Origin of the sequence: Lentzea albidocapillata, assembly GCF_000719115.1 — a bacterium.
GTDB classification, from domain to species: Bacteria; Actinomycetota; Actinomycetes; order Mycobacteriales; family Pseudonocardiaceae; genus Lentzea; species Lentzea albidocapillata.
In genome coordinates this window covers 122,154-148,325 of sequence record NZ_JOEA01000017.1, presented here as the reverse complement: position 1 = coordinate 148,325, position 26,172 = coordinate 122,154, and the positions used below count along the sequence as shown (strand labels likewise).

The 26,172-nt window shown below is 69.8% G+C and carries 24 protein-coding genes and 1 riboswitch; of the genes, 17 read left to right on the top strand and 7 right to left on the bottom strand.

The window, feature by feature from the left end:
* Nucleotides 1–5: 5 nt before the first annotated feature.
* Entirely contained in the window at nt 6–842 is an 837-nt protein-coding gene (locus tag IG04_RS0127360) for an SAM-dependent methyltransferase (protein ID WP_245816257.1), read from the top strand.
* On the opposite strand, the gene srmL is transcribed toward IG04_RS0127360, so the two are convergent.
* The 5 genes from srmL to IG04_RS0127335 all read right to left on the bottom strand — a co-directional run bounded on the left by srmL (nt 815) and on the right by IG04_RS0127335 (nt 7,399).
* On the bottom strand, nt 815–1,843 hold the full coding sequence (gene srmL, locus IG04_RS0127355) for a PheS-related mystery ligase SrmL (protein ID WP_030479596.1): 1,029 nt from the start codon (nt 1,841–1,843) through the stop codon (nt 815–817). The two genes, IG04_RS0127360 and srmL, sit on opposite strands and share 28 nt — an antisense overlap.
* A gap of 121 nt (nt 1,844–1,964) precedes the next feature.
* Nucleotides 1,965–3,845, bottom strand: a complete 1,881-nt coding sequence (locus tag IG04_RS48690) for a patatin-like phospholipase domain-containing protein (RefSeq protein ID WP_030479595.1) — start codon at nt 3,843–3,845, stop codon at nt 1,965–1,967.
* Nucleotides 3,846–3,961: 116 nt separating this feature from the next.
* On the bottom strand, nt 3,962–4,597 hold the full coding sequence (locus IG04_RS0127345; RefSeq protein WP_030479594.1) for a CatB-related O-acetyltransferase: 636 nt from the start codon (nt 4,595–4,597) through the stop codon (nt 3,962–3,964).
* Nucleotides 4,594–6,468 carry an ABC transporter ATP-binding protein gene (locus IG04_RS0127340; RefSeq protein ID WP_030479593.1) on the bottom strand — a complete coding sequence of 625 codons (1,875 nt, stop codon included), beginning with the start codon at nt 6,466–6,468 and terminating at the stop codon, nt 4,594–4,596. Before IG04_RS0127340 ends, IG04_RS0127345 begins: the two co-directional genes overlap by 4 nt.
* A 34-nt stretch (nt 6,469–6,502) precedes the next feature.
* Entirely contained in the window at nt 6,503–7,399 is an 897-nt protein-coding gene (locus tag IG04_RS0127335; protein WP_030479592.1) for an alpha/beta hydrolase, read from the bottom strand.
* 69 nt (nt 7,400–7,468) lie between these two features.
* Here IG04_RS0127335 and IG04_RS0127330 point away from each other — a divergent pair, with 69 nt between their 5' ends.
* Both IG04_RS0127330 and IG04_RS0127325 read left to right on the top strand, forming a co-directional pair.
* Entirely contained in the window at nt 7,469–8,491 is a 1,023-nt protein-coding gene (locus tag IG04_RS0127330; protein WP_030479591.1) for a M48 family metallopeptidase, read from the top strand.
* 15 nt (nt 8,492–8,506) lie between these two features.
* Nucleotides 8,507–9,274 (top strand): S1 family peptidase, encoded by a 768-nt coding sequence (locus IG04_RS0127325; RefSeq protein WP_030479590.1) that lies wholly within the window; start codon nt 8,507–8,509, stop codon nt 9,272–9,274.
* On the opposite strand, the gene IG04_RS0127320 is transcribed toward IG04_RS0127325, so the two are convergent.
* Nucleotides 9,271–9,879 (bottom strand): LysE family translocator, encoded by a 609-nt coding sequence (locus tag IG04_RS0127320; protein ID WP_030479589.1) that lies wholly within the window; start codon nt 9,877–9,879, stop codon nt 9,271–9,273. The genes IG04_RS0127325 and IG04_RS0127320 overlap by 4 nt on opposite strands.
* Nucleotides 9,880–10,027: 148 nt before the next feature.
* On the opposite strand from IG04_RS0127320, the gene IG04_RS0127315 reads away from it, so the two are divergent.
* Together IG04_RS0127315 and IG04_RS0127310 are read left to right on the top strand one after the other, a co-directional pair.
* Nucleotides 10,028–10,762: a serine protease gene (locus IG04_RS0127315; protein WP_245816259.1), complete on the top strand. Its 735-nt coding sequence runs from the start codon at nt 10,028–10,030 to the stop codon at nt 10,760–10,762.
* Nucleotides 10,763–10,775: 13 nt separating this feature from the next.
* Entirely contained in the window at nt 10,776–11,234 is a 459-nt protein-coding gene (locus tag IG04_RS0127310) for a GNAT family N-acetyltransferase (RefSeq protein WP_030479587.1), read from the top strand.
* Here IG04_RS0127310 and IG04_RS0127305 read toward each other — a convergent pair.
* Nucleotides 11,188–12,387, bottom strand: coding sequence for an 8-amino-7-oxononanoate synthase (locus IG04_RS0127305; RefSeq protein ID WP_245816261.1), 1,200 nt, complete (start codon nt 12,385–12,387; stop codon nt 11,188–11,190). The two genes, IG04_RS0127310 and IG04_RS0127305, sit on opposite strands and share 47 nt — an antisense overlap.
* A 37-nt stretch (nt 12,388–12,424) precedes the next feature.
* On the opposite strand from IG04_RS0127305, the gene IG04_RS0127300 reads away from it, so the two are divergent.
* From IG04_RS0127300 to cobA, 12 genes are all read left to right on the top strand, one after another.
* Complete coding sequence (locus IG04_RS0127300; RefSeq protein WP_211257824.1) at nt 12,425–13,486, top strand: cytochrome P450 family protein; 1,062 nt, start codon at nt 12,425–12,427, stop codon at nt 13,484–13,486.
* A gap of 19 nt (nt 13,487–13,505) precedes the next feature.
* Entirely contained in the window at nt 13,506–14,468 is a 963-nt protein-coding gene (locus IG04_RS0127295; RefSeq protein ID WP_211257823.1) for a threonine aldolase family protein, read from the top strand.
* A gap of 15 nt (nt 14,469–14,483) precedes the next feature.
* Nucleotides 14,484–14,629, top strand: a riboswitch (cobalamin riboswitch).
* 39 nt (nt 14,630–14,668) lie between these two features.
* A complete protein-coding gene (locus tag IG04_RS0127290) occupies nt 14,669–16,573 on the top strand; it encodes a putative cobaltochelatase (protein WP_030479583.1) in 1,905 nt (634 codons plus the stop codon).
* Between the two features lie 77 nt (nt 16,574–16,650).
* The gene (cobO, locus tag IG04_RS0127285) at nt 16,651–17,265 is read left to right on the top strand and encodes a cob(I)yrinic acid a,c-diamide adenosyltransferase (RefSeq protein ID WP_030479582.1); all 615 of its coding nucleotides are present in this window, start codon (nt 16,651–16,653) and stop codon (nt 17,263–17,265) included.
* Complete coding sequence (locus IG04_RS0127280) at nt 17,259–18,638, top strand: cobyrinic acid a,c-diamide synthase CobB (protein ID WP_030479581.1); 1,380 nt, start codon at nt 17,259–17,261, stop codon at nt 18,636–18,638. The genes cobO and IG04_RS0127280 overlap by 7 nt, the downstream gene beginning before the upstream one ends.
* Before the next feature lie 30 nt (nt 18,639–18,668).
* Entirely contained in the window at nt 18,669–19,706 is a 1,038-nt protein-coding gene (locus IG04_RS0127275; protein WP_030479580.1) for a cobalt-precorrin-4/precorrin-4 C(11)-methyltransferase, read from the top strand.
* Nucleotides 19,706–20,527, top strand: a complete 822-nt coding sequence (locus tag IG04_RS0127270) for a hypothetical protein (protein WP_051770776.1) — start codon at nt 19,706–19,708, stop codon at nt 20,525–20,527. The genes IG04_RS0127275 and IG04_RS0127270 overlap by 1 nt, the downstream gene beginning before the upstream one ends.
* Nucleotides 20,524–21,780: a cobalamin biosynthesis protein gene (locus IG04_RS0127265; RefSeq protein ID WP_030479578.1), complete on the top strand. Its 1,257-nt coding sequence runs from the start codon at nt 20,524–20,526 to the stop codon at nt 21,778–21,780. The genes IG04_RS0127270 and IG04_RS0127265 overlap by 4 nt, the downstream gene beginning before the upstream one ends.
* Before the next feature lie 101 nt (nt 21,781–21,881).
* Complete coding sequence (locus tag IG04_RS0127260; RefSeq protein ID WP_030479577.1) at nt 21,882–23,252, top strand: M4 family metallopeptidase; 1,371 nt, start codon at nt 21,882–21,884, stop codon at nt 23,250–23,252.
* A 123-nt stretch (nt 23,253–23,375) separates the two neighbouring features.
* Entirely contained in the window at nt 23,376–24,152 is a 777-nt protein-coding gene (locus tag IG04_RS0127255; RefSeq protein ID WP_030479576.1) for a S1 family peptidase, read from the top strand.
* A gap of 45 nt (nt 24,153–24,197) precedes the next feature.
* Nucleotides 24,198–24,911: a PIG-L deacetylase family protein gene (locus IG04_RS0127250; protein WP_030479575.1), complete on the top strand. Its 714-nt coding sequence runs from the start codon at nt 24,198–24,200 to the stop codon at nt 24,909–24,911.
* 51 nt (nt 24,912–24,962) lie between these two features.
* Nucleotides 24,963–26,171 (top strand): uroporphyrinogen-III C-methyltransferase, encoded by a 1,209-nt coding sequence (gene cobA, locus IG04_RS0127245; RefSeq protein WP_036016000.1) that lies wholly within the window; start codon nt 24,963–24,965, stop codon nt 26,169–26,171.
* Nucleotide 26,172: the final 1 nt, after the last annotated feature.

Genomic DNA, 26,172 nt, shown 5'->3' with positions numbered 1-26,172 from the left:
TGGCGGTGGACACCCGTGTGGCGACGACGGAGGATGCGCACGTGATGGAAGAGCTGAAGTGGGTCCCGTCCACGGTCGACGTCACCCGCCCGAGCGTGGCGCGGATGTACGACTACTACCTGGGCGGCTCGCACAACTTCGAAGCCGACCGCGCCGCAGCCAAGCAGGTGGAGCAGATCTTCCCCGGCGTCGCCCAGAGCGCGCAGGCGAACCGCTCGTTCCTGCGCCGGGTCGTCCGCCACCTGATGACGGAGGGCGTCGACCAGTTCCTCGACCTGGGCTCCGGCATCCCGACCGTCGGCAACGTCCACGAGATCGCCCAGCACGACAATCCGGACGCGCGCGTCGTCTACGTCGACTTCGAGCCGGTCGCCGTCTCGCACAGCAACGCCCTGCTGGCCGGCAACCCCAACGCGAACGCGATCCTCGCCGACCTGCGCGCGACCTCCACGGTCCTCGCCGGCGCCCGCGAGACGCTCGACTTCTCCCGCCCGGTCGGCGTGCTGGTGATCGCCGCGCTGCACTTCGTCCCGGACACCGACAGCCCGTACGAGGCCATCGCCGAGTACATGGCCGACCTGCCGTCCGGCTCGTACCTGGCCATCACCCACGCCACCTGGGACACGCTGTCCGAGGAGGAGCTCGCCGAGGCGCGTCAGGTCGCCAAGATCTACAGCAACTCGGACAACACACTCACGATGCGCACGCACGCCGAGGTGACGCGGTTCTTCGAGGGCATGGAGGTGCTGGAGCCGGGCATCGTCGCGGTCAACGACTGGCGCCCGGACTCCTTCGACGACGCCCACGTGGGCATCTACGGCGCCGTTGCCCGCAAGCCGTGAAGCAGCCTGTCCCTGATCTCGTTCGTCTCGCGGTCGGTGAGGGTGCGTTCCGGCGCCCTCATCGTCACGCGGATGAGCACGTTCTTCTGGCCCGGCTTCGCTTCCAGCCTTTCCTGAACGTGCACCGGCAGCTGTTCTGACGGCGTCTCGCTGAGGATCTCTATTTGTTCAACGACGTCCTCGGGTACCAGCGCGCGGATCCGGTCGCCCAGCGTCTCGGCGTCGTCGTCGTTGCCCGCCATGATCGAGATGTCCCTGATCGCGGCCGGGTGCCGGGAGATCGGCCGGTACTCGGTCAGGTCCAGCATCTGGCCGCTGATGCGCCGGTCGGGGTTGCGTAGCAGGCGGATGTCCGGGATTCCCTTGCGCAGCATCAGGATCCGGTCCAGCCCGAGGCCCATCGCGAGGCCGTGCGGGTGGTGTTTGATGACGTGTCGCGCGGCCCGTCCGCATTCGCCGATTTCTACCCACTCGCCGTCGTGCTCCACGTCGATCTGCTTGCCGTGCGTGGTGTACGGGTGCTCGGCGTCGATCGTGCGATAACGCTTGCCTGGCAACAGGGTGGTGACGACCGTGTGGATCAGGTCGTTGAGTGGTTCGGCGTCGGTGCTGATCCGCCAGACGTCGAGCAGGTGCGGTGTACCGGTGTGCAGGCGGTCGACCGTGTCGCGGCGGTAGACGAGGCCGGGGCAGAGCAACGTCACGTCCGGGGACGCGTTCTTGAGCGCGGGCGGGATCATCGCCGTGGTGTGGCTGCGCAACATGCAGGTCTCGCTGACGTACCTGGTGTACCGGGCGTCGCGCGTGATCGTGTCCCGCGGGTAGCCGAGGTGCTCGTAGTTGTGCTCCACCGGGACGAGCGGGTGGTGACGGACTTCGCGCGGGCGGTCCAGCACGGCTTTGAGGTCGGCGATCAGGAGCTGCATCGCGTGCGGGCCCTGCGCGGGATCGGTGAGATCGCGGACGTTCAGGGCGTGCACGAGTTCTTCGGTGCGGTACATGGGTTTCCCGTTCTTCTGGCCGAGTGGGTGCGGAGTCCCCCGACCAACGGGAATTTCAGGCGCGCGCCACCCACGCGGGTCGGGGGTGGCTAAATCGCGTCACGGGACCAGGCTAGCGCGCCTACTCGGGTGGCGTCAGCCGCAAATCGGGATCGACCGGCGGCACCCCGTCGAACGGCCCGTCGTCCTTGAGCCGTCCGACGTGGTCCAGCGCGACCTCGATCCCGGCGCGGAACGGATCGCCGTCAGCCGGGGGAGTGCGGAACCAGTCGTGCAGTTCCGCGGGGATCTCGAACCGCTCCAGCAACTCCTCGTACAGCGCGTCGCGGCCGGCGGCCTGCGCGCCGAGTTCCTGGTACTCGCGCAGCGCGATGCGCAGCCGGATCCAGCGGTAGCGGTCGGTGTTCTGCTGCTGCTCGAACCGTTCGCGCAGCAGGTCACCGGCCCGCTGGCCGCGCAGCGCGAGTTTGCGGATCGTGGCCGGCGGCATGAACAGGTTCGAGCCGCCCTCGTCCTCGGACTGCCGCACGTGCGCGATGCGGCCGCGGTAGCCGGGCAGCGCCGACTGCATGGTGTCGCGCCAGTCGAGGAACGTGTTCAGGATGGACACCAGGAACCGCGGCATGGAACCGATCGACGAGTAGGGCGTGCCGGAGGCCGAGGCGTCCTGCTCCGGCAGCCACACCTCGTTCGTGTCGCCGTTCGGATAGGGCTGCAGGCTCAGGCCGAACGTGGGCCAGCGCGGCAGCAGCGTGTCGAAGAAGTGGATCGGGAAGTTGCTGGTGATGCCGCCGTCGGAGAACCAGTGCACGCGCCCGTCCCGGCACAGCGGCACCGCGGCGATCAGGCCGGGGAACGACAGCGACATCCGCACGGCGACCACGACCGGCAACTTGTCTTTGGAAGGCAGGTCCAGCAACGGCATGTGCTCGTGCAGCGGGCACTTCGTGGCCGTCTCGCGCCCGTTCAACTGCTCGACCACCCTGCGCGGCAGCACATAGCCGAGACACTCCTCGCAGTACTGCCACTGTTCCTTGAACGGCAACCGATACGGCCGTCCCTCGGACAGGTCGGTCGTCATCAGCACGAGGTTGATGTCGCCGAGGTCGCCGAACGTCAACGCCTCGTCGGTCCCCGCGATGTCGTCCAGCTGGTCCGCGATCCAGTCGGCCAGCGGCGGCACACCGGTCGACTTCGGCACTCCGGCCAGCCGGTCGAGCCACGACGGGCTGAAGTCACCGGTACCCGGCACGAGTCCGAAGTGGATGGACCGCGCGTGGTTCGCCAGGAACCGCTGCATTGCGTACCCGTAGGTGACGATCAGCGCGCTGACGGCCGCCAGTGACAGCACCAGCCACACCAGCAGCACGATGGCCGCCGTCGCGTAGTGCCGGGAGAACGCCAGCCCCAAAACGAGCGGCACCGCCGCGAAAACCCAGGCAGGCCAAGGCAAACTCGACCGCAACGGCCACAGCACGATCACCAGGCACGCCAGCGCCACCACCACGACGACCGCCGCGAGCCACCCCGGATACACCGACGGCGCGAGCCACGCCGAGTACAGCACGGGCCCGCCCAGCCACAGCAACGCCATCAACGCCAGCACGGACTTCGCCCGCAACCCCACCGCGCCCAGCAACGCGAAGAACAGGCACGAGATCGCACTGCGCCCCGTCGTCTCGCGCTTCTGCATGGACGCAACGACGATCCGGTACAGCGCACGCGTCTTCTCCGCCGGCTGGAACAGCTGCGCCATCCGCCACCGCTCAGCGCCCGACCCGGACGTGAACCAGTCGATCAGCCCGGTCAGCTTCTCGAAGCCACCGGTGGCGCGACCCCGTTCGGCCGCCGCCGTGAACCCCGCGGCGATCGCTCCGGCGGACGCGCCACCGATCTGCTTGAACTCGTAGTGGCGGGCCAGCGAGGCGACCGCGAGCGGGTACACGACACCGCTGGTCGTACCGCCGCGCATGGTCAGGTCGCAGTAGCGGTCGTACTCCATGTGCCGATGATCGCGCGGTCAGCGTGATCTGGCGGGAAAGTTCACTCGGACGCCACCGAACCGAGTCACGACCGTTCCGCGGCCGGCCCCGACCGGGCCGGTGATCAGCAGTGCCTTCACGGAGCGACCGCGGCGAGTTCGGCGGGCGTGCCGGCCATGATCACGCGGACGTGTTCCGTCACCTTCTCCACCGGCCAGTCCCACCACGCGATGCGTTCCAGCAGTTCGACGTCGGAGTCGCTGTACCGCGTCCGAAGCAACCCAGCCGGATTGCCGCCGACGATGCCGTACGCGGGAACGTCGGACACCACCACGGAACCGGCGGCGATGATCGCGCCGTTGCCGATCCGCACGCCCGGCATGATCACCGCGTTGTAGCCGATCCACACGTCGTTGCCCACCACCGTGTCGCCACGGCTCGGTGCGCCCAGGGCGATGTCGAGCGTCTTCTCGCCCCAGACGCCGCCGAAGATCGTGAACGGGAACGTCGACACGCCCGCCATGCTGTGGTTGGCGCCGGACATGATGAACCGGACGCCCTCGGCCAAGGCGCAGTAGCGGCCGATGACCAGCTTTTCCAAGCCGAAGTTGTAAAGGACGTTGCGCTGCTCGAACTCCGTGGCATGCAGAGGGTCGTCGTAGTAGGTGTACTCGCCGATCTCGATCTGCGGGTTCTTCACCAGCGGCTTGAGCAGCACGGTGCGCGCGTAGTCCGGCAACGGGTAGAGGTTGTCGGGCGAGGGGATGGTCACGGTGCTCCGATCGGCTCTTCGCTGAACTGAGTGCGGTACAGCTTGGCGTAGTGGCCTTCCAGGGCCAGCAACGCTTCATGCGTACCACGTTCGACGATCTGCCCCTTGTCCACGACCAGGATCTGGTTCGCCGCCCGGATGGTCGAGAGCCGGTGCGCGATCACCAGTGACGTCCGGCCGGCGAGGGCCTCGACCAGCGCCTCCTGCACGGCGGCCTCCGATCGCGAGTCCAGGTGCGCGGTCGCCTCGTCCAGGATCACCACGCGGGGCTTGGCCAGCAGCAGTCGCGCGATGGTCAGCCGTTGCCGTTCGCCACCGGACAGGCGGTAGCCGCGTTCGCCGACGACGGTGTCCAGTTGGTCCGGCAACGACGACACCAGGTCCGCCAGCCGGGCACGGGTCAGCGCGTCCCAGATCTCCTCGTCCGTGGCCGTGGGTGCGGCGAGCCGCAGGTTCGCGCCGATCGACTCGTGGAACAGGTGCCCGTCCTGCGTCACCATGCCCACGGTCTCGCGGATCGAGTCGAACGACAGGTCGCGAACGTCCACACCGGACAGCCGGACGGCACCGGAGTCCGCGTCGTACAGGCGGGGCAGCAGCGAGGCGATCGTCGACTTGCCCGCGCCCGACGCGCCGACCAGCGCGATCAGCGAACCGGGCTCGGCGACGAACGACACGCCACCCAGGATCTCCTCGCCACCGCGGGTGTCGAGCGACGCCACCTCCTCCAGCGACGCCAGCGACACCTTGTCGGCGGACGGGTAGGCGAACTTCACGTCGGAGAACTCGACCTGCACCGGACCGTCGGGCACGGAGACCGGCGACGGCTTCTCCTTGATCAGCGGCGGCAGGTCCAGCACCTCGAAGACGCGCTCGAACGACACCAGCGCCGTCATCACGTCCACCCGTGCGCCGGCCAGCGCCGTCAATGGCGAGTACAGCCTCGTCAGCAGGAGTGCGAGCGTCACGATCGTGCCCGGCGCCATCTCCCCGGCGAACACGAAGTACCCGCCCAGCCCGTAGACCAGCGCCAGCGCCAGCGACGACACCAGCGTCAACGCCACCAGGAACAGCCACTGCGCCACCGCGGTCCGCACGCCGATGTCACGCACGCGCCGCGCCCGGGACCCGAACTCGGCGCTCTCGATGGAGGGCCGGCCGAACAGCTTGATCAACGTCGCACCCGGCGCGGAGAACCGCTCGGTCATCTGCGTGGTCATCGCCGAGTCGAGGTTCGCGGCCTCGCGGTGCATGGACGCCAGCCGCTTGCCCATCCGCCGCGCCGGGATCAGGAAGATCGGCAGCAACATCATCGCGAGCACCGTGACCTGCCACGACAGCGTCAGCATCACGATCAGGGTCAGGACCAGCGCGATCACGTTCGTGACCACACCGGAGATCGTCTCGGAGAACGCCCGCTGCGCCGCGATCACGTCGTTGTTCAGGCGCGACACCAGCGCACCGGTGCGCGTGCGGGTGAAAAACGCGATCGGCATCCGCTGCACGTGGTCGAAGACGGCCTGCCGCAGCCGCAGGATCAGGTCCTCACCCACCCGCGACGACTGCCACCGCTCGGTCAGTGAGAACCCGGCCTCCAGCACCGCCACACCGGCGATCGCCAGCGCGAGCCACACGACCAGCCCGAAGTCACGGCCGCCGATGATGGTGTCGACGACCCGTCCGGCCAGCACCGGAGACGCCACCGCGAGCACGGCCGCGACGGCGCTGGTGGCGAGCAACGCGTACACCGCACGGCGTTGCGGGTGGGCGAACCGGGCGACACGCTTCAACGTCGCCCGGCTCACACGACGGTTTTTCTCGTCCTGCATCGCGCTTTCGAGCGCGTACCAGGCGTTGAAGTCGATGTTCATGGCGACCAGTCTCGAACCTCGACCTACAACGAGGTCAAGCTGTTTTCAGGAACTCGTCGACCTCGGCGAGGGCCGCCGCACGCACTGGCTCAGGCGACAGGAACAGGTCGTGCATGCCGGCCTTGATCTCCACGACCCGGACCGATGATCCGATCTTCGGACCCCATCTGCGCATTCCCTCGACGTCGAGCACGGCGTCCGCCTTCGAGACGTCCTCGCTCCACTCCCGGGCGTTCAACATGCTCTTGTCCGAGTGCAGCACCAGCACCGGGACCCGCACGTCGAGTCCCTTGTGGACCTTCTCCTGCGCCACCAGCACGGCCCGGATCCACCCGGCCAGCACGGGGAAGCCCGCGAGCGGCTTCCACTTCAGGTCGAAGTCCCACTCGCCGTTGCGCGAGTTGTGGATCGCGGCCCCGTACGCCTCGCCGAGGTTCGCGCGGATCTTCACCTTCGGCGCGAGCCCGCCGATCAGCCTCACGACCCGCCGCACCAGCGGCGGCTCGACGACGTCCAGCCACGGGCTGTTGAGCACCAACGCGTCGATGAGCTCGCTGGAGCGGCGTTCGTGCGCCCACAACGACGTGGTGAGGCCACCTGTCGAGTGACCCATGAGGACCACCCGCGAGTGCTCTTCACGAATGACGGCGATCGCCGCGTCGATCTCCTCGAAGTACACCGCCATGTCGGTCGTGTAGTTCGGCACCTCGCCGTCCCGCAGCGAACGGCCGTATCCGCGCAGGTCGACGGCGTAGAAGTCGTAGCCCTGGGCGGTGAAGTGCTCGGCCACGTGCTCCTGGAAGAAGTAGTCCGCGAAACCGTGCACGTAGAGGATCGCGCCGCGGTCGTTGGCCGCGGCGCGGCGCCGGACCAGGGTCGCTGAGGCTCCGCCGCGCAACGGCAGAACCGTGGTGTCTTCGTCGCTGCTCACCGGGCCAGTTTGCAACGGTCCAGTGCCGATTCCGTGCAGGCTTGTCCGGATCGTGTCTAACCTGGGGGAGTGACGGGGGATATTGAGCAATCATCGAGGGTGCGGTTCCCGGGTATCAGCCCACGCGCCTATGAGCATCCTGCCGACCGAGGTGCCCTCGCGGTGCTGAGGGCGGTGCCCGCCGTGGCACCGATCCTCAAGGCGGTCGCCGGGGCCTTCACCGAGCGGGGTGAGCGCCTGCTTCAGGTGGCGTCCTCCGTCCGGGTGGGTCCCAAGCAGTATCCGCAGCTCGACCGCATCCGCAACGAGGTGGCGGCGGCGTTCGACCTCACCGAGGTGCCCGAACTCTTCGTCGAGCGCAACTCCCAGGCGTACGGCTACACCTACGGCATCGACAAGCCGTTCATCGTGATCAGCACCGGCTCGGTCGACCTGCTCGACAACGAGTCGCTGCGCTTCCTGATCGGTCACGAGATGGGCCACGCGATGTCGGGCCACGCGCTGTACAACACGCTGCTGCGCCGGCTGATCGACCTGACCACGTCCTTCGCGTGGGTGCCCGCGGGCGCGATCGCGATGCGCGCGGTCATCGCGGCGTTGCGCGAGTGGCAGCGCAAGACCGAGCTCTCCTGCGACCGGGCGGGCCTGCTCGCCTGCCAGGACCCGCAGGCCGCGCTGCGCACGCACCTCGCTCTGGCGGGTGACCTGGGCGGTCAGGTCGACATCGCGTCGTTCCTCGCCCAGGCCAAGGAGTACGAGGAGGTCGAGGACATCCGCGACAGCCTCCTCAAGCTTCTGCACACCGAGCACCGCACGCACCCGCTGGTCGTGGTGCGGGCCGCCGAGCTGCAGCGCTGGTCGGCGAGCGAGGAGTACCGCGAGATCCTGACCGGCACGTACGCGCGCCGCGAGGACGACCGGCCGACGACGAACCTCACCGACGACATCAAGGGCGCCGCCCGGTCGTACAAGGAGTCCATGGGCAACTCCGCCGACCCGTTGATCAAGACGATCAACGACATCGGCGAGTCGGTCATGGGCGCGGCCGGAAAGCTCTGGAGCAAGGTTGCTCCGAACGGCCCAGCGGAATAGCTACCATCTGGAGTCATGAGACGACTCCTGGTGCTGGTTCTCTCCGCAATGCTCGCGTCGACGGGCACCGCCGCCGCCAACGAACAGGTCGTTGGCGGCGAGCGGGCGTCCATCCAGGCCAACCCGTGGGCCGTCTACCTGGTCGACGACCGCGGTGCCCAGTTCTGCGGCGGCACGATCGTCGCGCCGTCGAAGGTGCTCACCGCCGCCCACTGCGCGCTCGGCCGCTCGCCGAGGGAACTGAAGGTCGTCGCCGGTCGCGAGGACAAGCAGGACCGCAGGGCCGGGGTGACGGCCGATGTCACCAAGATCTGGATCCACAAGCAGTACGTCGCCGCGGACGAGGGCGAGGACATCGCCGTCCTGACCCTGAGGGACGCGCTGCCCTACGAGCCGCTGCCCTTCGCTGAACTGTCCGATCGGGCGCTCTACCAGCCCGGCACGATGCTGCGCGCGCTCGGCTGGGGGCGCACGTCCGAGAACGGCAAGACGTCCCGCTTCCTCATGCAGGCCTCCGTGCCGGTGCTGCCGGACGAGTTCTGCGTGGACACCTACCCGCAGTTCGTGAAGGCGGACATGTTCTGTGCGGGCTACGAGGGCGGCAAGGTCGACACCTGCCAGGGCGACTCGGGCGGCCCGATCGTGGTGGACGGCAAGCTCGTCGGCGTCACGTCATGGGGCGAGGGCTGCGCGCGCAGGAACAAGCCAGGTGTGTACGTCCGGATCTCCCGGTACGCCAGGGACCTGCACTCGGTCGTGGATGCATCGCCGCTCGACCACTAGAGCACGAGCCCGACGGACATCGTCAGGAAGACGGCGGCGCACACCGCGTCCAGCGCCGTCGTCACGCCGGGCCGCTTGAGCTTCCCGGCCACCCGCGACGCCGCCAGCACGATCATCAGCTCCCACACGGCCGCGAGTCCGAGGAACACGACCGCGAGCATCGCGAGCTGCGGTGCCGGTTCACCCGATCCGATGAACTGTGGCAGGAACGCCAGTGAGAACAGGATCATCTTCGGGTTCGTGATGTTGGTCAGGAACCCCTGCCGGAACGGCCGCGCGCTCATGACCTCCTCCGGGGTGTCCGCGGTGCGCCTGATGAGCCCGCGCGTGATGGAGATCGCCAGGTAGAGCAGGTAGCCGGCGCCGATCCAGCGCAGTGCCACGAGCACCATCGGGTACCGCGCGAGCACGACCCCGAGGCCCGAGATGACCAGTCCGACCTGGACCGCCGCGGCCGTGTGGATGCCGCCCAGCGCGAGCAGGCCGGCGCGGGTGCCGGACCGCAGTGACGTGCGCAGCAGCAGGAACGCGTCCACGCCGGGGGTCACGATGACGACCGCGCACGCGATGAGAAAGGCCGGAACCTGGTCGAAGTCGAACAACACCGTACATACCCCCGTGATCTACGCCACTGACCGCAAAATCTCCGGCCTGACGGGACACTAACACGAGAATCTCCGGTTTTGACGCCGTCCTAGCGCGATCGCTACGGTAGGTGACCGATCGTCCACCTGGCGCAACGAGGAGTGGTCCGTGAGGGGTAAGCGATTTGCCGTGCTGGTGGCGGTGATGGCCCTGGTCAGCGGTGCGACGTCCGCCGATGCGATCGTTGGGGGGACACCCGCGCGGGTGGCCGACACCCCGTGGGTTGTGGCGATCACCACCACGGACGGTCAGCTGATCTGCGGTGGCGCGCTCGTCGCCCCGGACAAGGTCATGACCGCCGCGCACTGCGTGACGCTCAAGGGCGTGTTCGGCAAGAACCAGCGTTCTCCCGAGCAGTTGCGCGTGGTCGCCGGTCGCACGGACCTCAGGAACAAGGGCGAGGGTGTCGAGGCGGCGGTCGCGGGCGTGTGGCGCCACCCCGAGTACGCCGAGGTCACCAAGGGCGACGACGTGGCGGTCCTGACGCTGGCCCAGGCCCTGCCGTACCGGACGATCGCGCTCGGCGAGGTCGGTGCCGACGGCGTCGTGCTCGGCTGGGGCCGCACCGCCGAGAACACCCCGCCCGCCATGTCGCTGCGCAAGGTGACGGTGCCGATCCTGTCCGACTCCGAGTGCCTGCTGAAGGAACCGGACTACCGGCCGGGTGCGATGCTGTGCGCCGGGCGCGGTGGCCGGGACGCCTGCACCGGCGACTCGGGCGGGCCGCTCGTGGTGCGCGGCAGGCTCGCGGGCGTCGTGTCGTTCGGTCGCGGCTGCGCCCGGCCGGACGAACCGGGTGTCTACACCCGGCTCGCGAACTACCGGCAGACACTGGGCTTCTGATATCCACGACCAGGTGCGAACCACACAGTTTCCCGCGACCCTGCGCCGCCGGTGGGGGCTCGACCTGAGCCCCGCCCAGCTCTACGCGATCCTGCGACTGCGTCAGGACGTCTTCGTCGTGGAGCAGAACTGCGTCTATGCCGACGTGGACGGCCGTGATCTCGACCAGGGAACACGGCATTTCTGGCTGGAGACGGAGGGCACGCTCGATCCGCTCGCCTACCTGCGGCTGGTCGAAGAACCGGACGGCACGTTCCGCGTCGGACGCGTCGCGACGGCACGCATGGCCCGCGGCCGGGGCTACAGCCGCCGGCTCATGCAGGCCGCGCTCGTGGACATCGGCACCACGCCGTCAGTGCTCGACGCGCAGACGTATGTCGCCGACTTCTACGCGTCGTTCGGGTTCGTCGCCGAGGGCACCGAGTTCATCGAGGACGGGATTCCACACCTGCGGATGCGGCGCTCTCCCTGATCACGCGCACCGCGCGCTCGATGTCGGCCTCGGTCAGATCGGCGCGCGCGGTGAGCCGCAGCCTGCTGATCTGGTCCGGCACCGACGGCGGCCGGAAGCAGCCGACGACGACGCCGCTCGTGCGGCAGGTCTCGGCCCACTGGAACGCCTGCTCCGGCGAGGGTGCCCGCACGCTCACGACGGCCGCGGTCGGCGTGCTGACCTGGAAGCCGGCCTCCTTGAGGCGGTTGCTCAGGTCGTGCGCCACGGTCAGCGCCCGCTCGGGACGGTCCGGCTCCTCCCGCAGGATCTTGATCGCCGCCAGGGCCGCCGCCGCGCTGCTCGGGGCGAGACCGGTGTCGAAGATGAACGGGCGCGCGGTGTCGATCAGGTGCCTGATCACCCGGCTCGGGCCGAGGACCGCACCGCCCTGCGCGCCCAGCGACTTGCTCAGCGTCAGCGTGGTGATCACGTCCGGCGCCTTGATGATGCCCGCCGCGGCGACCGCGCCCCGGCCACCGGGCCCGACGACACCGAGGCCGTGCGCGTCGTCGACGACCAGCGCGGCGCCGGTCGCGCGGCACGCCTCGTGCAGTTCGTTGAGCGGGGCGATGTCGCCGTCCACGCTGAACACCGAGTCCGTGACGACGATCGCGCGCCGCTTGCCGCGGGTCTCCAGCGCGTGCCGGACCTTGCCGACGTCGCAATGGTCCGTGACGACGACGTCGGCCTTCGACAGGCGCGTGCCGTCGATCAGCGAGGCGTGGATGTGCTGGTCGGCGACGATCGCCGTGCCGGGGCCCGTCAGCGCCGTGACCGCGGCGAGGTTCGCCATGTACCCGCTGCTGAACACCAGTGCCGACTGCGAGCCGCAGAAGTTCGCGAGCTCGAACTCCAGCTCGGCGTGCAGCTCCGTCGAGCCCGTGACCAGGCGCGATCCGGTCGACCCCGAGCCCCACTTCAGCGTGGCGGCGGCCGCGGCACCCGCGACGCGCTTGTCCTTGGCGAGGCCGAGGTAGTCGTTGCTCGCGAGGTCGAGGTCCGTCGAGTTCGACGTGCGCGGCCGCAGCCGCCGGCTCAGACCGGCCTTGGCCCGCGCTTCGGAGCGGACGTCGATCCAGTCGAGCGTCGACTCACCACCAGTGGAGATCGCCTCGGTTGTGCTCACGGTCACCGCCTGAGTCTCCCATCCGCCCGCTAGCGTGCCGCTCGTGGACCTGTTCACCTTCACGCGCGCCGAACTCACCTCGCCGGTGCAGTTCATCGGCGGACGCTGGGTGGTGTCGGCCTACGACGACGTGCGCGCCGTGCTGGCCGATCCGGTCACCTTCCTGCCCGACAACGCGCTGACCGCCGTCACCCCGGTGGCTCCGGCCGCCCTGCGGGCCCTGGTGAGGGCCCGTTTCTCGTTGCCGCCGACGCTCGCGAACAACGGGTCCTCGTCGCACGCCGACCTGCGGCGGCTCGTGGCCTCGTTCTTCACGCCGGCTCGTGTCGCCGCTGCGGAGCCTCGCATCCGGTCCCTGGTTTCGGAACGCCTTGGTGGCGCGGATCTCGTGCGCTCGCTCGCGTGGGACCTGCCCGCGATCGTGCTGATGGACCTGCTGGGCCTGCCGAACGTCGACATCCCGACGCTGAAGCGCTGGAGCACCGGCTCGCTGGAGTTCTTCTGGGGCGACATCACCCGCGAACGGCAGATGGAACTGGTCGACGACGTCGGCGACTTCCACCAGTGGCTGATCAAGCGCTACCACGCGCGCGAAGGCGAGCTGTTCTGCGCGCTGGCCGATGCCGGAGTGTCCGCTGAGGACTCCGCCGGTCTTTGCTACTTCCTGCTGATCGCCGGCCAGGAGACGACGACTCAGCTGTTGTCCACGGCGTTGCGCCGTGCGTTGCAGGACCGCTCGCTGTGGGCGCGACTGCCCGAACCCGGTGTGGCCGAGTCGTTCGTCGAGGACGTGCTGCGGACCGAGACGCCCGTGGTGACGTGGCGGCGGCTGACCGCACGTGAGGTCGTGCTGTCCGGTGTGCGCGTGCCTGCCGGTGCGGAGCTCGTGTTGTTGTTGAGCGGTAAGGAATCCGATCCTCGGCATCTCGCGTTCGGCTATGGCCGTCACTTCTGCCTCGGGGCGGGGCTGGCCCGGCTGGAGGCCGCGGTGACGTTGCGGACCGTCGCCGAGCACGAGCCGTCGTTGCGCCTGGCGGGTCCGGAGCCGGAGTGGCTGAACCTGCTGTCGTTCCGCGCGCCGAAGTCGGTGGCAGTGACTCGCTGACCTGAGGTTTGATGCCTTGGTGTTGAACCGTCAGCTCTCCGGAGTCAGGAAGCGAACCCTCCTCGAGGAACTCGGCCCCGTGCCGGACGTCGAGCCCGACCGCTACGGCGACGGCGGCCCGGTGGAGGCGCTGGAGACCCGCGTGGCCGGGCTCCTGGGCACCGAAGCCGCGCTGTTCGTGCCGACCGGGACCATGGCGCAGCAGATCGCCCTCAAGTGCTGGTCCGACCGCACGCACAACCCGATCGTCGCTATGCACCCGCAGGCGCACCCGCTCAACCACGAGGACGACGCGCTGACCGTGCTGTCCGGTCTGCGCCCGATCAAGGTGCCGAACTCGGAGGTCGCCACCTGCCCGGAGCCGTACGGGACGCTGCTGCTGGAGGTGCCGGACCGGGAGGCCGGGTTCGTCCTGCCGACCTGGGACGAGCTGACCACGCTGGTCGGCCAGGCACGGGAACGGGACGCGATCGTGCACCTCGACGGCGCGCGGCTGTGGGAGAGCACGTTCGGCCTGGGCAAGCCGCTGGAGGAGATCGCCGGCCTGTTCGACTCGGTGTACGTGTCGTTCTACAAGTCGCTGGAAGGCATCTCGGGCGCGGCGCTGGCCGGCACCCAGGACTTCGTCGACCAGGCACGGGTCTGGCGGCACCGGTACGGCGGCATGCTGTTCCAGCAGTGGCCCGCGGCACTCTCCGCGATGCACGGCCTGGACACGGTGCTGCCCCGCCTCGGTGCCCAGGTGCAGCACGCCAAGGTCGTGGCGGCGGCGATGGGACTGCCCGAGCCGCACACCCACCAGTTCGCGCTGCACCTGCCGGGTGACCCGGCGCGGCTCAAGGAGCTGAGCGGGAAGTTCCTCGGCGGGTTCTGGCGGGACGGGACGCTCGCGAAGACCGAGATCACCATCGCCGAGCCCGCGCTGGAGTGGACGGCGGACGAGGTAGCGGAGGCCTGGGAGGAGTTCCGGAGCGTGATCTAGGGCGACGTCGCTCACCTGGCTGTTGGACCCGGCGGTGCGAAGTGCGACGATGCCGGGGCTGTGAGGGGAGTGCGAGGAAGCCGGTGCGAATCCGGCGCCGTCCCGCGACTGTGACCGACCTGGGTCGGGAGTCAGGAACTCGCCCCCCTCTTCACCCACCGACCGCGGGCGTGGACACCCGAGGAAGGACTTCGCCGAGCATGTTCCCCTTTTCGGCTGTCGTCGGACATGACGATCTCCGCGTTGCCCTGCTGCTGAACGCCGTGCACCCCGGCATCGGCGGCGTTCTCGTCCGCGGTGAGAAGGGGACCGCGAAGTCGACCATCGTGCGTGCCCTCGCCGCGCTGCTGCCCGACCTCGACATGTCCAGGGGCTGCCGCTTCGGCTGCGCGCCCGGCACCACCGACTGCCCCGACGCGCCGCACGAGGGCGTGGAACGGCGGCCGGCCCGGCTCGTGGAACTGCCCGTCGGTGCCACCGAGGACCGGCTGGTCGGATCGCTCGACCTGGAGAAGGCGCTGACCGAGGGCGTGCGGGCGTTCCAGCCCGGCCTGCTGGCCGCGGCGCACCGGGGCGTGCTCTACGTCGACGAGGTCAACCTGCTGCACGACCACCTGGTCGACCTGCTGCTGGACGCCGCCGCGATGGGCCGCGCGCACGTCGAGCGCGAGGGCGTCTCGGTCTCGCACCCGTCCCAGTTCCTGCTGGTCGGCACCATGAACCCCGAGGAGGGTGAGCTGCGCCCGCAGCTGCTCGACCGGTTCGGGCTGACCGTGGCGGTGAAGGCCGCGCGGGACGTCGCGGTGCGTACCGAGGTCATCCGGCGGCGGCTCGCCTACGAGGCCGACCCCGTCACGTTCGCGGCGAAGTGGGCCGGCGAGGACGCCGCGCTCAAGCAGCGGATCACCGACGCGCGCTCGAAGCTGGCGGAAGTGTCCCTTCCGGACAGCGAGCTGCGCCGGATCGCCGCCGTCTGCGCCGCTTTCGAGGTCGACGGCATGCGCGCGGACCTCGTCGTGGCTCGTGCCGCCACCGCGCACGCGGCGTGGCGCGGCGCCACCGAGGTCGAGGAGACCGACATCGAGACCGCGGTCCGGCTCGCGTTGCCGCACCGGCGCCGCCGCGACCCGTTCGACGAGCCCGGCATCGAGGAGCAGCAGCTCGAGGACGCGATGCGCCAGGCGGCCGAGCACGCGGAGGAGCCCCCGGAGGGCCCGGACGACGACGGCCCCGGCGGCGGTGAGCTGCCCGAGCCGCAGGAAGGCCCCAAGGGCAACGGGAACGCGCCCAGCGACCGTCCGGCACCGGAGCCCGCGCCCGCGTTCAAGGCGCGGCTGCTGGAGGTCCCCGGAGTCGGCGAAGGCGCGCCGGGCAAGCGTTCCAGGGCCCGCGCCCGCACCGGACGGGTCGTCCGTTCGTCCAAAGTGGACGGCAGCGGCTTGCACCTGGTCGACACGCTGACGAACGCGGCACCGCACCAGGCGGCGCGTGGCCGCACTGGTCCCGGACTGCTGCTCACCGCCGCCGACCTGCGCAAGGCGGTCCGGGAGGGCAAGGAGTCGAACCTCGTCCTGTTCGTCGTCGACGCCTCGGGCTCGATGGCCGCGCAGAAGCGGATGTCGGCCGTCAGCGGCGCGGTGATCTCGTTGCTGCGCGACGCCTACCAGCGCCGGGACAAGGTCGGCGTGGTGACGTTCCGCGGCACTCAGGCCGAGCTCGCGCTGCCCCCGACGACGTCCGTCGACGCGGCGGCCACGCGCCTGAAGAAGATGCGCACCGGCGGCCGGACGCCGCTCGCCGACGGCCTGCTGAAGGCCCACCGCGTCCTGGAGATCGAACGGATGCGCGACCCGCGCAAGCGCCCGCTCGTCGTGCTGCTGACGGACGGCCGCGCGACGTCGTCCGGCCTGGGCGGCGACCCGACGAAGGACGCATTGAAGGCCGCCGGACTGCTCGAGAAGACCGCCGTGGTGGTCGTGGACTGCGAACAGGGCCACGTCCGCCTCGGCCTCGCCCAGAAGATCGCCGACGCGCTGCAGGGCACCTGCGTCAAGCTCGACCAGCTCAGCGCCGACCACCTCGCCGGCGTCGTCCGGGCTGCGTGAGTTCGCGCCGGACGACCAGCTTCCCGGCGAACTCACCGGAGTCTGCGGAGCAGCGACCAAGAGCAAGGAGAACCCCAGTGCCTCAAGGACAACCTACCGAGGTTCCGAAGGACGGCCTGACCACGCGCCAGCGCCGGAACAGGCCGTTGCTGATGCTGCACACCGGTGAGATGAAGGGGAAGTCGACGGCGGCGTTCGGCATGGCGCTGCGCGGCTGGAACCAGGGCTGGGACATCGGCGTGTTCCAGTTCGTGAAGTCGGCCAAGTGGAAGGTGGGCGAGGAGTCCGCGTTCAAGGCGCTCGGCCGGCTGCACGACGAGACCGGCGAGGGCGGCGCGGTCGAGTGGCACAAGATGGGCGAGGGCTGGTCCTGGACCCGCAAGCAGGGCACCGAGGACGACCACGCCACGGCCGCGCTCGAAGGCTGGCACGAGATCCAGCGCAGGATCAACGCCGAACGCCACGGCTTCTACGTGCTCGACGAGTTCACGTACCCGCTGCACTGGGGCTGGATCGACGTCGACGAGGTGGTGGAGACCCTGGCGAACCGGCCTGGCCACCAGCACGTCGTCATCACCGGCAGGTACGCGCCGCAGAAGCTGGTCGACGCCGCCGACCTCGTGGTGGAGATGACCAAGGTCAAGCACCCGATGGACGCCGGGCAGAAGGGCCAGCGGGGGATCGAGTGGTGACCAGGCTGGTCGTCGCCGCCCCGGCCTCGGGCAGCGGCAAGACCACCGTCGCGACGGGCCTGATGGCCGCGTTGCGCGCGGCCGGGTCGCGGGTCGCGCCGTTCAAGGTGGGGCCCGACTACATCGACCCCGGCTACCACTCGCTGGCGACCGGGAGACCGGGCCGCAACCTCGACCCGGTCATGGTCGGCGAGCACCGGATCCCCGCGCTGTTCGCGCACGGCTCCAAGGGCTGTGACATCGCCGTGGTCGAGGGCGTGATGGGGCTGTTCGACGGCCGCATCGACACCGCCGGCATCGGCTCCACCGCGCACGTCGCCAAGCTGCTCAACGCCCCGGTGCTGTTCGTCGTGGACGCCCGCGGGCAGAGCCGGTCGCTGGCCGCGCTGCTGCACGGGTTCCGCGGCTACGACCCGACGGTCCGGCTCGGCGGCGTGATCCTCAACCAGGTCGGGTCGGAACGGCACGAGCAGGTGCTGCGGTCGGCGTGCGACGAGGTCGGCCTCGACGTGCTCGGCGTGCTGCCGCGCGATCCGCAGTTTTCCTTGCCCTCACGGCATCTGGGACTGGTGACGGCGGCGGAGCACGGGCCGGAGGCCGTCGCCGCGGTGGACGCGATCGCCGCCGCGGTGGCCAAGCACGTCGATCTCGACGCGGTGCGCAGGCTGGCGTCGTCGGTGCCCACGATGGCGGTCTCCGCGTGGGAACCGCAGGTCGAGCGCGTCGAGGACGAGCCGGTGGTCGCGATCGCGGGGGGAGCGGCCTTCACGTTCGGCTACGCCGAGCACGTCGAGGTGCTGAGGGCGGCGGGCGCGGCCGTGGCCGTGGTCGACCCGCTGCACGACGAGGATCTTCCGGAGGGCACGGCGGGACTCGTCCTCCCGGGCGGATTTCCGGAGCAGCACGCGGAAGCACTGTCGGCCAACGTGAAGTTGCGGGAGGCAGTGGCCCGGTTCGCTCGATCGGGCGCGCCGGTCCACGCCGAGTGCGGAGGGTTGCTGTACCTCGCGAGATCACTCGACGGGCACCCGATGTGCGGCGTGCTCGACGCCGAGGGGTTCATGACCCCGAAGCTGACCCTGGGTTATCGCGACGCGGTGGCGTCCACCAGCTCACCGCTGCATCCGCCGGGCAGCCGCGTGACCGGCCACGAGTTCCACCGGACCCAGCTGTCCACACCGCACTCGACCCCGCCCGCGTGGCAGTGGCGTGGCGTCGACTCACGGCCCGTCGCCGAAGGTTTCGTGGTGGGCGGCGTGCACGCGTCGTACCTCCACACGCACCCGGCCGGTGATCCGGAGGCGGTAGCCCGTTTCGTGCGGGCCTGCCACCCGTTCGTGGCAGGAGTGGCAGACGGTACGGTCATCGCTTAAGTCTCTCCCCAAACCCCCTGTGGAGCTGTCGTGACGACGACCGGTCGGGTCTCCTTCGTCGGCGCCGGTCCCGGTGCCGCCGACCTCATCACTCTCCGAGGCGCTCGCCGCATCGCGGAAGCCGACGTGGTCGTCTGGGCCCCCAGCGCGGTGGACGCCGAGTGCGTCCGCGAGCACGCCCGCGCCGACGCCGAGCTGGTCGACTTCTCGCGCGTCACGCCCGAGGAGATCACCGACGTGTACCGCCGTGCCGCCGCGGCGCGCCAGGTCGTCGTGCGCCTGCACCCAGGCGACGCCGCGACCGGTGGTGGCGTTCAGGAGCAGCACGACCTGTGCGTGCGCCTCGGTCTTGAGGTCGAGGTCGTACCGGGCGTGTCCGTCGTCGCCGCCGCGGCCGCCAAGATCGGCCGCGAGCTCACGCTGACCGAGGCGTCCTCCACGGTGCTGATCTCGCCGGAGAGCAGCGAGCTCGTGAGCGAGTTCGCCGCGCTGCAGACCACGATGGCAGCCACGGTCTCGGGCGCGCGCACCGGCCAGTTCGTGGAGAAGTTGTTGCAGGGCGGGTACTCCGAGGCCACGCCGGTCGTCGTCGCGTACAAGGTGAGCCAGGCCGACGAACTGGTCGTGCACACCACGATCGGCGAGCTGGAGTCGGTCGTGAAGCAGCACAAGCTGTACCGCCCGACGTTGTTCCTCGTCGGTGCCGCCGTGAAGGCGCCCACGCGTCGTGTCTCGGCGACGGCCACGACCTCGGTGGACGAACCGCTGCGCGCCGCCCGCCCGACCCGCTGGTCGCGCCGTGCCGCCTCGCGCATCGCGACGCGCACGGACGAGCCGATCCCCGCCGCCGCTCCCGACGCTCCCGCCGCGCCTGCGGCCGAGCCGAACCCGGCGTGGACGGCGGTCGAGGAAATACAGCAGTCCGTGCGCAGGCCCGCCGAGGAGCCCGCGCCGAAGCCGAAGCTGACGGTGGTCGCGGCGGAGATGCCGAAGCCGCCGACGGTCAACGCCTCGACGGCCACGCCGAGGAAGAAGCCGGTCCGCAAGCCCAAGCGGTCCGCTAACTGATGTCGGTGGAGAAGCTGCGGGAGGCAGCGGGCCGTCCCGTCGAGATCGTCGACGCCGAGGACGGCCTGCGCCCCGCCCTGAACGTGTGCCGCGCCCACTCGGCCGTGATCGTCAGGCTCACCGAGGGCATCGGCCCGGCCGAGATCGGCGCGGGCCTCGCGGGCTGGCGCCGCACGCTGACGGTGCAGGACGGCGACGAGCTGATCGCCGTGGACCCGCGCGACGCGGTGACGCGCCGCTGGGGCGCCCCGGACGCCGTGTTGTGCCTGGCGGACAACGAGTTCCTCCGCTCGAACGACGGCTGGGCACTCCCGGACGACGCCTTCGCGAGCCGCACCCACGTGCTCGGCGCCGAGGTGCGCGCGTTCGTGCTGGCCCGCCTCGCCCCGCGCCCCGGCGTGCTGGTGTGGGACGTGCTCGCCGGTTCCGGCGCGGTCGGCGTGGAGTGCGCCCGGCTGGGTGCCGCGGTGATCGCGGTCGAGCCGGACCCCGTGCAGTGCGTGCGGATCATCGCGAACGCCTCCGCGCACGGCGTCGACGTCCGCGTCGAGGAAGCCGAGCTGGACGCGCACTCGTTGCCGCGCCCGGATTCGGTGTTCGTCGGCCGGGGTGAGCTGAGCGCGGTCAAGGCCTCGGCCGCGGTGTCGGCCCGCCGGGTCGTGGTCGTGACGGAGAGCGTCGACGAGATCGTGCCCGCGCGCGACGCGTTGCAGGCCGCCGGGTACGAGGTGGAGGGCGTGCACTGGACCGCCTCGCGCCTGCTGGACTCGGGATTCGCTCCGGCGACCCCGGTGACCTTGTTGTGGGGAAACAAGAAGTGATCGGAGTGTTCGCCGGCCCGGCGCAGCGCGGTGACGCCGCTGACCTGGCCGGGTTTCTCGGTGCCGATGCCGTCGTCCCCGACGGACCGGTGAAGCCCGCCGTCCGCAGCCTCTGGCCCCGCCTGGGCGCCGTCGTGCTGTTCCTGGACGCGGGGTCCGCGGTCCGGCTGGTCGCGCCCCTGTTGCGGGACAGGGGATCCGACCCCGCCGTGGTGTGCGTGGACGAGCACTTCGTCGTCGCGCTGGCCGGTGACGCGGACGTGTTCACCCGCCACGTCGCCGACGTGCTGAACCGCACGGCCGTGGTGACGAGCGGTCCGCTGGTCGACTCGATGCTGGACGAGCTGGTCGAGCAGCTCGACGCCACCGCGGTCGGTGACGTCGAGGGCTGCACCGCCGCCATCGACGCGGGCGAGAAGGTCGTGCTGCGCAACCCGTTGAACTTCCCGCTGCCCGCGTTGCCGCCCAACGTCGTCGCGGGCGGTGAGGACGCGACGTGGGTGATCGTCATCGACGACCGCGCCGCCGCGGTGAAGGAGAACGTGTTGCGGATCGTGCCGCGCACGCTCGTCGTCGGGGTGGGGTCGACGCGCGGTGCGTCGGCTACGAGCGTGGGTGCCGCGCTGTCCGAGCTGGACGTTCAGGGCGGTCTGGACCTGCGTGCCATCAAGGCCTTCGCGACAGCGGACGCCAAGGCGGACGAACCCGGCATCGTGGACGCCGTGGAGGACTGGGGTTTCTGGCACGGCGACACGGCCGAGCTGCTGACGTTCCCGACCGGTGAGCTTGCCGAGATCGGGGTGCCGAACCCGAGTTCGGTGGTGCGCAACTCGATGGGCACCGCGAGCGTCGCGGAGGCGGCCGCGTTGCGTGGTGCACGGAGCGTCGGGCACGGCGGCCCGATCGAGCTGGCGGCCGAGAAGTTCAAGCGGGACAACGTGACCGTGGCCGCGGCACGGGTGCTGCCGCGCGGCCGGCTCGCGTTGGTCGGGCTGGGGCCGGGCCCGGCCGAGCAGCGCACGCCCCGTGCGGAGGCGGAGATCCGGCGCGCGGCGTTCGTGATCGGGTCCCCAGAGGCGATCGACTCCGTGCGCCCGCTGCTGCGCTCTGGCACCGAAGTCGGTCACGAGGGCGCGTCCGACCTGGCCACTCGTGGTGCCGCGGTCGCGTTCGTCGCTTTCGGAACCGGACCAACACTGGACAATCCGGTCGAAGCCGACGTGATTGTTGTTCCCGGAGTCTGGGAACGCTGATGTTTTTCCTTCTTTCGTAGGGTCTGCGCCGAAGTTTTCCGGATTAGCGTCGCCATGCACACGGCCCACCCTGCCCGGGCCCGAAAGCACTGGAGACCGGCATGAGAGCCCGTCGTCTCGTCGCTGTCGCCTGCACCGCCGGCGTCGCACTGTCCCTGCTGACGATCACCGCCCAGGCTGCCGCGCCCAAGGAAGGCCTGCGGCTGCTGACCGTTCGCGACTCGCTGACCGCCACGCACACCTGGTACGAACAGACCTACGACGGAAAACCGGTGCTGGGCGCGTACTACGTCGAGCACGTGGACAAGGTGACCGGCGAGAAGACCGTGGATGACGGCCGGCTGACCGTCGGTTCGGTCGACGTCACGCCCGCGGTGTCCGCCGAGGACGCCAGGTCGAAGTCTGCCGGTACTCCCGAAGGCGCGAGCCTGAAGGTGCTGCCCGGCACGGGGCTCGTCTACGAGGTGATCTCCGACAGCGGTAAGGGATCCGAGCGCACGCTGGTGCACGCGGAGTCCGGTGCCGTCGTCAGGACCGAGAGCCTGGTCAAGCACGCGGACGGCACCGGCAAGGTGTTCAGCCCGAACCCCGTGTCGTCGCAGCAGAACCAGAACCTGAAGGACGGCGACGACGCCGACTCGGCCGTGCCCGCCGCCGCGTACAGGTCGGTCACGTTGTCCAACCTGGACGGTTCCGGCTACCTCAGGGGCAGCTACGCCCAGCTGACCGGTGCCAAGAGCAAGCTCGCGTACAACAGCGACAACAAGTTCGAGTACACCCGCGCGAACGACCTCTTCGAGCAGGTCAACGTCTACTGGGGCGTGACAGAGGCGCAGCGGTACATCCAGAGCCTCGGTTTCAAGAACATCAACAACGAGGCCCAGAAGATCACCACGCTCGGCCTGAAAGAGGACAACTCGTTCTACGACCCGAACAAGGACCAGATCACGTTCGGCACGGGCGGGGTGGACGACGCCGAGGACGTCGAGGTGGTGTGGCACGAACTCGGCCACGCGATCCAGGACGCCCAGGTGCCCGGTTTCGGCTCCACCGTCGAGAGTGGCTCGATCGGTGAGGGCTTCGGCGACTGGTGGGCGTTGATCATGTCTTCCGCGGACGCCCAGGACACGGCCACGACCCCGTTGGCCTGCATCATGGACTGGGATGCCACGGCCTACACGACCGAGACGCCGCACTGCCTGCGTCGCACCGACACCGACCTGAAGTACGCCGACCGCAAGGGCCAGGTGCACTTCGACGGTCAGATCTGGTCGCGGGCGTTGTGGGACATCTACCAGAAGTTCGGCCGCGACAAGTCCGCGACGATCGTGCTGGAGGCGCAGTTCTCGTACTCGCCGTCGACCGACTTCAAGGCAGCCGCAGCAGCGACCGTCGCGGCGGCCAAGAAGCTGTACGGCGACACGGACGCCGCATCGGTCCAGGCGGCTTTCACGGCGCGTGGCATCGGTTGAGTCAACAGTGAAGTCGGACATGACCGACTAATGGCGGTTATGCCGCCGATTCTCCGCCCTTGACGCTGTGTGTGCCGTGCTTCACACCCTGCACACACAGCGTCATAGGGAAGGACTGGCAACATGGCGAAAACCCTGCATCGCCTGATCGTGTCCGTCGTGGTGTCCGCTCTCGCGAGCATCTTCTTCGTCGCCCCCGCAGCCAACGCCGGCGACGTGTCGCCGATGATCGTCGGTGGCACGCGGGCAAGCACCGCGACGTACCCGTGGGTCGTCTACCTGGCGTCCACGTCCGGATCGCAGTTCTGCGGCGGAACGCTGGTGAAGGCCAACAAGGTCGTCACGGCCGCCCACTGCGTGTCCGGTCGTTCGGCATCCAGCACGCGTGTCGTGCACGGACGTGACGACAAGCAGAGCACCGCGGGCACGGTCGTGAACGTCACCCGCATCTGGGTCCACCCGAGCTACCGCACCGCGACTTCCGGGTACGACGTCGCCGTGCTGACGCTGGACCGCAACCTCAACTCGGCCACGCTGCCGCTGGCTACGCCGCAGGACACCGCGCTCTACGCGGCGGGCAACTCGGCGCTGATCCTCGGCTGGGGCACCACCTCCTCCGGTGGTTCCGCCTCGCGCTACCTGCTCAAGGCCAACGTGCCGCTGACCTCGGACGCGACCTGCAAGTCCGCGTACTCGCAGTACAGCAACACCTCCATGGTGTGCGCGGGCTTCCCGCAGGGTGGCACCGACACCTGCCAGGGTGACTCCGGTGGCCCGCTGGTGTTCGGTGGCAAGCTCATCGGTGACACCTCGTGGGGCCGCGGCTGTGCCGCCGCCGGCTACCCCGGCGTGTACGGCCGCATCGCCTCGTACCACTCGGTGATCACCGCTCAGCTCTAAGCCGTCGTGTTGCAGGGTGTGTGCTCCGGCGCGCACCCTGCATGCATGGCTGATCTGGAAGCTGTGCCGGAAGACTGGTCGAGCGCGCTGGTCGTCGTCGCTCACCCTGATGACATGGAGTACGGCGGTGCGGGCGCCATCGCGCGTTGGACCGCCCAAGGCAAGAACATCAAATACCTGCTCGCGTGCCGTGGTGAGAACGGCATCGACTCGATGGAACCGGCTGCCTGCGCGCCGTTGCGGGTCGAGGAGCAGATCGCGTCCTGTGCGGCCGTCGGCGTGACCGAGGTCGAGTTCCTGGACCACCCGGACGGCACCATCGAGTACGGCATCCCGTTGCGGCGCGACATCACGGCCGCCATCCGCCGCCACCGGCCGGAGTTCGTGATCACCGGCAACTACCGCGAGACCTGGCCCGGCGGCGGCCTGAACATGGCGGACCACATCGCCGTCGGACGCGCCGCCGTCGACGCGGTCAGGGACGCGGGCAACCGGTGGATCTTCCCGGAGCTCGGACTGGAGAAGTGGGAAGGCGTGAAGTACGTGGCGGCGGCGTCCTCGCCGTTGTCGACGCACGCCGTGGACATCACCGACTCGTTCGACGCCTCGGTGGCCTCTCTGCGTGCGCACAAGGCGTACCTGGAGGCGTTGAGCGGCGACATGGCCGACCCGGAGCCGTTCCTCCGTTCGATGGCAGAAGCGGTGGGGCAGCGCTTCGGAGGGGTGCTGGCCACCTCTTTCGAGCTGTTGTCCGTGTGACCATGTTCCCTTCGGCTGGACACGGCGTGTCCGGTGTGGATGCTTCTACGCATGCCCTTTGAACAGCACTACCTGGCCGGCCTCGACCTCCGGGGCCGGCGCGTCCTCGTGGTCGGCGGAGGCACGGTCGCGCAGCGCCGTCTACCTCGCCTGATCGCGTCCGGCGCCGTCGTCGAGCTCGTGTCGCCGTCCGTCACCCCCGCCGTGCAGGGCATGGTCGACGCGGGAGAGCTGACGTGGCACGAGAGGCGTTTCGAGGCCGGTGACGTCGAGGGCGCGTGGTACGTGGTGGCGTGCACGTCCAACGTCGAGGTGAACACGCAGATCGGTGAAGAAGCGCTCTCGCAGCGTGTGTTCTGCGTGCGCGCGGACATCGCCGTCGAGGGCACGGCCGTCACTCCGGCCACAGGCACGCACGACGGCATGTTGATCGGTGTGCTGGCGGGTGGCGAGCACCGCCGGTCGGCCTCGGTGCGGGACGGACTTGTGGCGGCGTTGCGCGACGGCCGCATCGCGGACCAGGCCGCGCCGCCCGTGGGTGTGGCCCTGGTCGGTGGCGGTCCCGGTGACCCCGAACTGATCACCGTGCAGGGCAAGCGTTTGCTCGCTCACGCGGACGTGGTCGTCGCGGACCGTCTCGCCCCGCGTGAGCTCCTGGAGGAACTGCCCGCGCACGTCGAGGTCGTGGACGCGGCGAAGATCCCCTACGGCCGTGCGGCGACGCAGGAGTTCATCAACCAGACGCTGATCGACCGCGCCAAGGAGGGCAAGTTCGTCGTCCGGCTCAAGGGCGGCGACCCGTACGTCTTCGGGCGCGGTTTCGAGGAACTGCTGGCCTGCGCGGAGGCCGGAATCCCGGTGACCGTCGTACCGGGCGTGACGTCGGCGTTCGGTGTGCCCGCATTGGCCGGTGTGCCGGTAACGCACCGAGGAGTGGCGCACGAGGTCGTCGTCGTCTCCGGTCACGTCGCGCCGGACGACCCGCGCTCTCTCGTTGACTGGTCCGCGATCGCACGCCTTCGTGGCACCGTCGTGCTGATGATGGCGGTCGAACGGGCCGGTGCGTTCGCTTCGGCGTTGATGGAAGGCCGTCCCGGCTCGACGCCGGTCGCCGTGATCCAGGAAGGCAGCACCGCGGCTCAGCGCGTCTACCGGTCCACTTTGGACACACTGGGTGTGGACGTGAAGGCCTGGGAGGTTCGTCCGCCGGCGATCATCGTGGTGGGTCCGGTCGCGGGCCTTGCTTCCGCAAATAGTTAGA

What these genes read in the sequence shown, in the direction of transcription:
- srmL (WP_030479596.1), bottom strand. Translation starts at nt 1,843, where the DNA reads ATGTACCGCACCGAAGAACTCGTGCACGCCCTGAACGTCCGCGATCTC.
- IG04_RS48690 (WP_030479595.1), bottom strand. Translation starts at nt 3,845, where the DNA reads ATGGAGTACGACCGCTACTGCGACCTGACCATGCGCGGCGGTACGACC.
- IG04_RS0127340 (WP_030479593.1), bottom strand. Translation starts at nt 6,468, where the DNA reads ATGAACATCGACTTCAACGCCTGGTACGCGCTCGAAAGCGCGATGCAG.
- IG04_RS0127325 (WP_030479590.1), top strand. Translation starts at nt 8,507, where the DNA reads ATGAGACGACTCCTGGTGCTGGTTCTCTCCGCAATGCTCGCGTCGACG.
- IG04_RS0127290 (WP_030479583.1), top strand. Translation starts at nt 14,669, where the DNA reads ATGTTCCCCTTTTCGGCTGTCGTCGGACATGACGATCTCCGCGTTGCC.
- IG04_RS0127270 (WP_051770776.1), top strand. Translation starts at nt 19,706, where the DNA reads ATGTCGGTGGAGAAGCTGCGGGAGGCAGCGGGCCGTCCCGTCGAGATC.
- IG04_RS0127260 (WP_030479577.1), top strand. Translation starts at nt 21,882, where the DNA reads ATGAGAGCCCGTCGTCTCGTCGCTGTCGCCTGCACCGCCGGCGTCGCA.
- IG04_RS0127255 (WP_030479576.1), top strand. Translation starts at nt 23,376, where the DNA reads ATGGCGAAAACCCTGCATCGCCTGATCGTGTCCGTCGTGGTGTCCGCT.
- IG04_RS0127250 (WP_030479575.1), top strand. Translation starts at nt 24,198, where the DNA reads ATGGCTGATCTGGAAGCTGTGCCGGAAGACTGGTCGAGCGCGCTGGTC.
- cobA (WP_036016000.1), top strand. Translation starts at nt 24,963, where the DNA reads ATGCCCTTTGAACAGCACTACCTGGCCGGCCTCGACCTCCGGGGCCGG.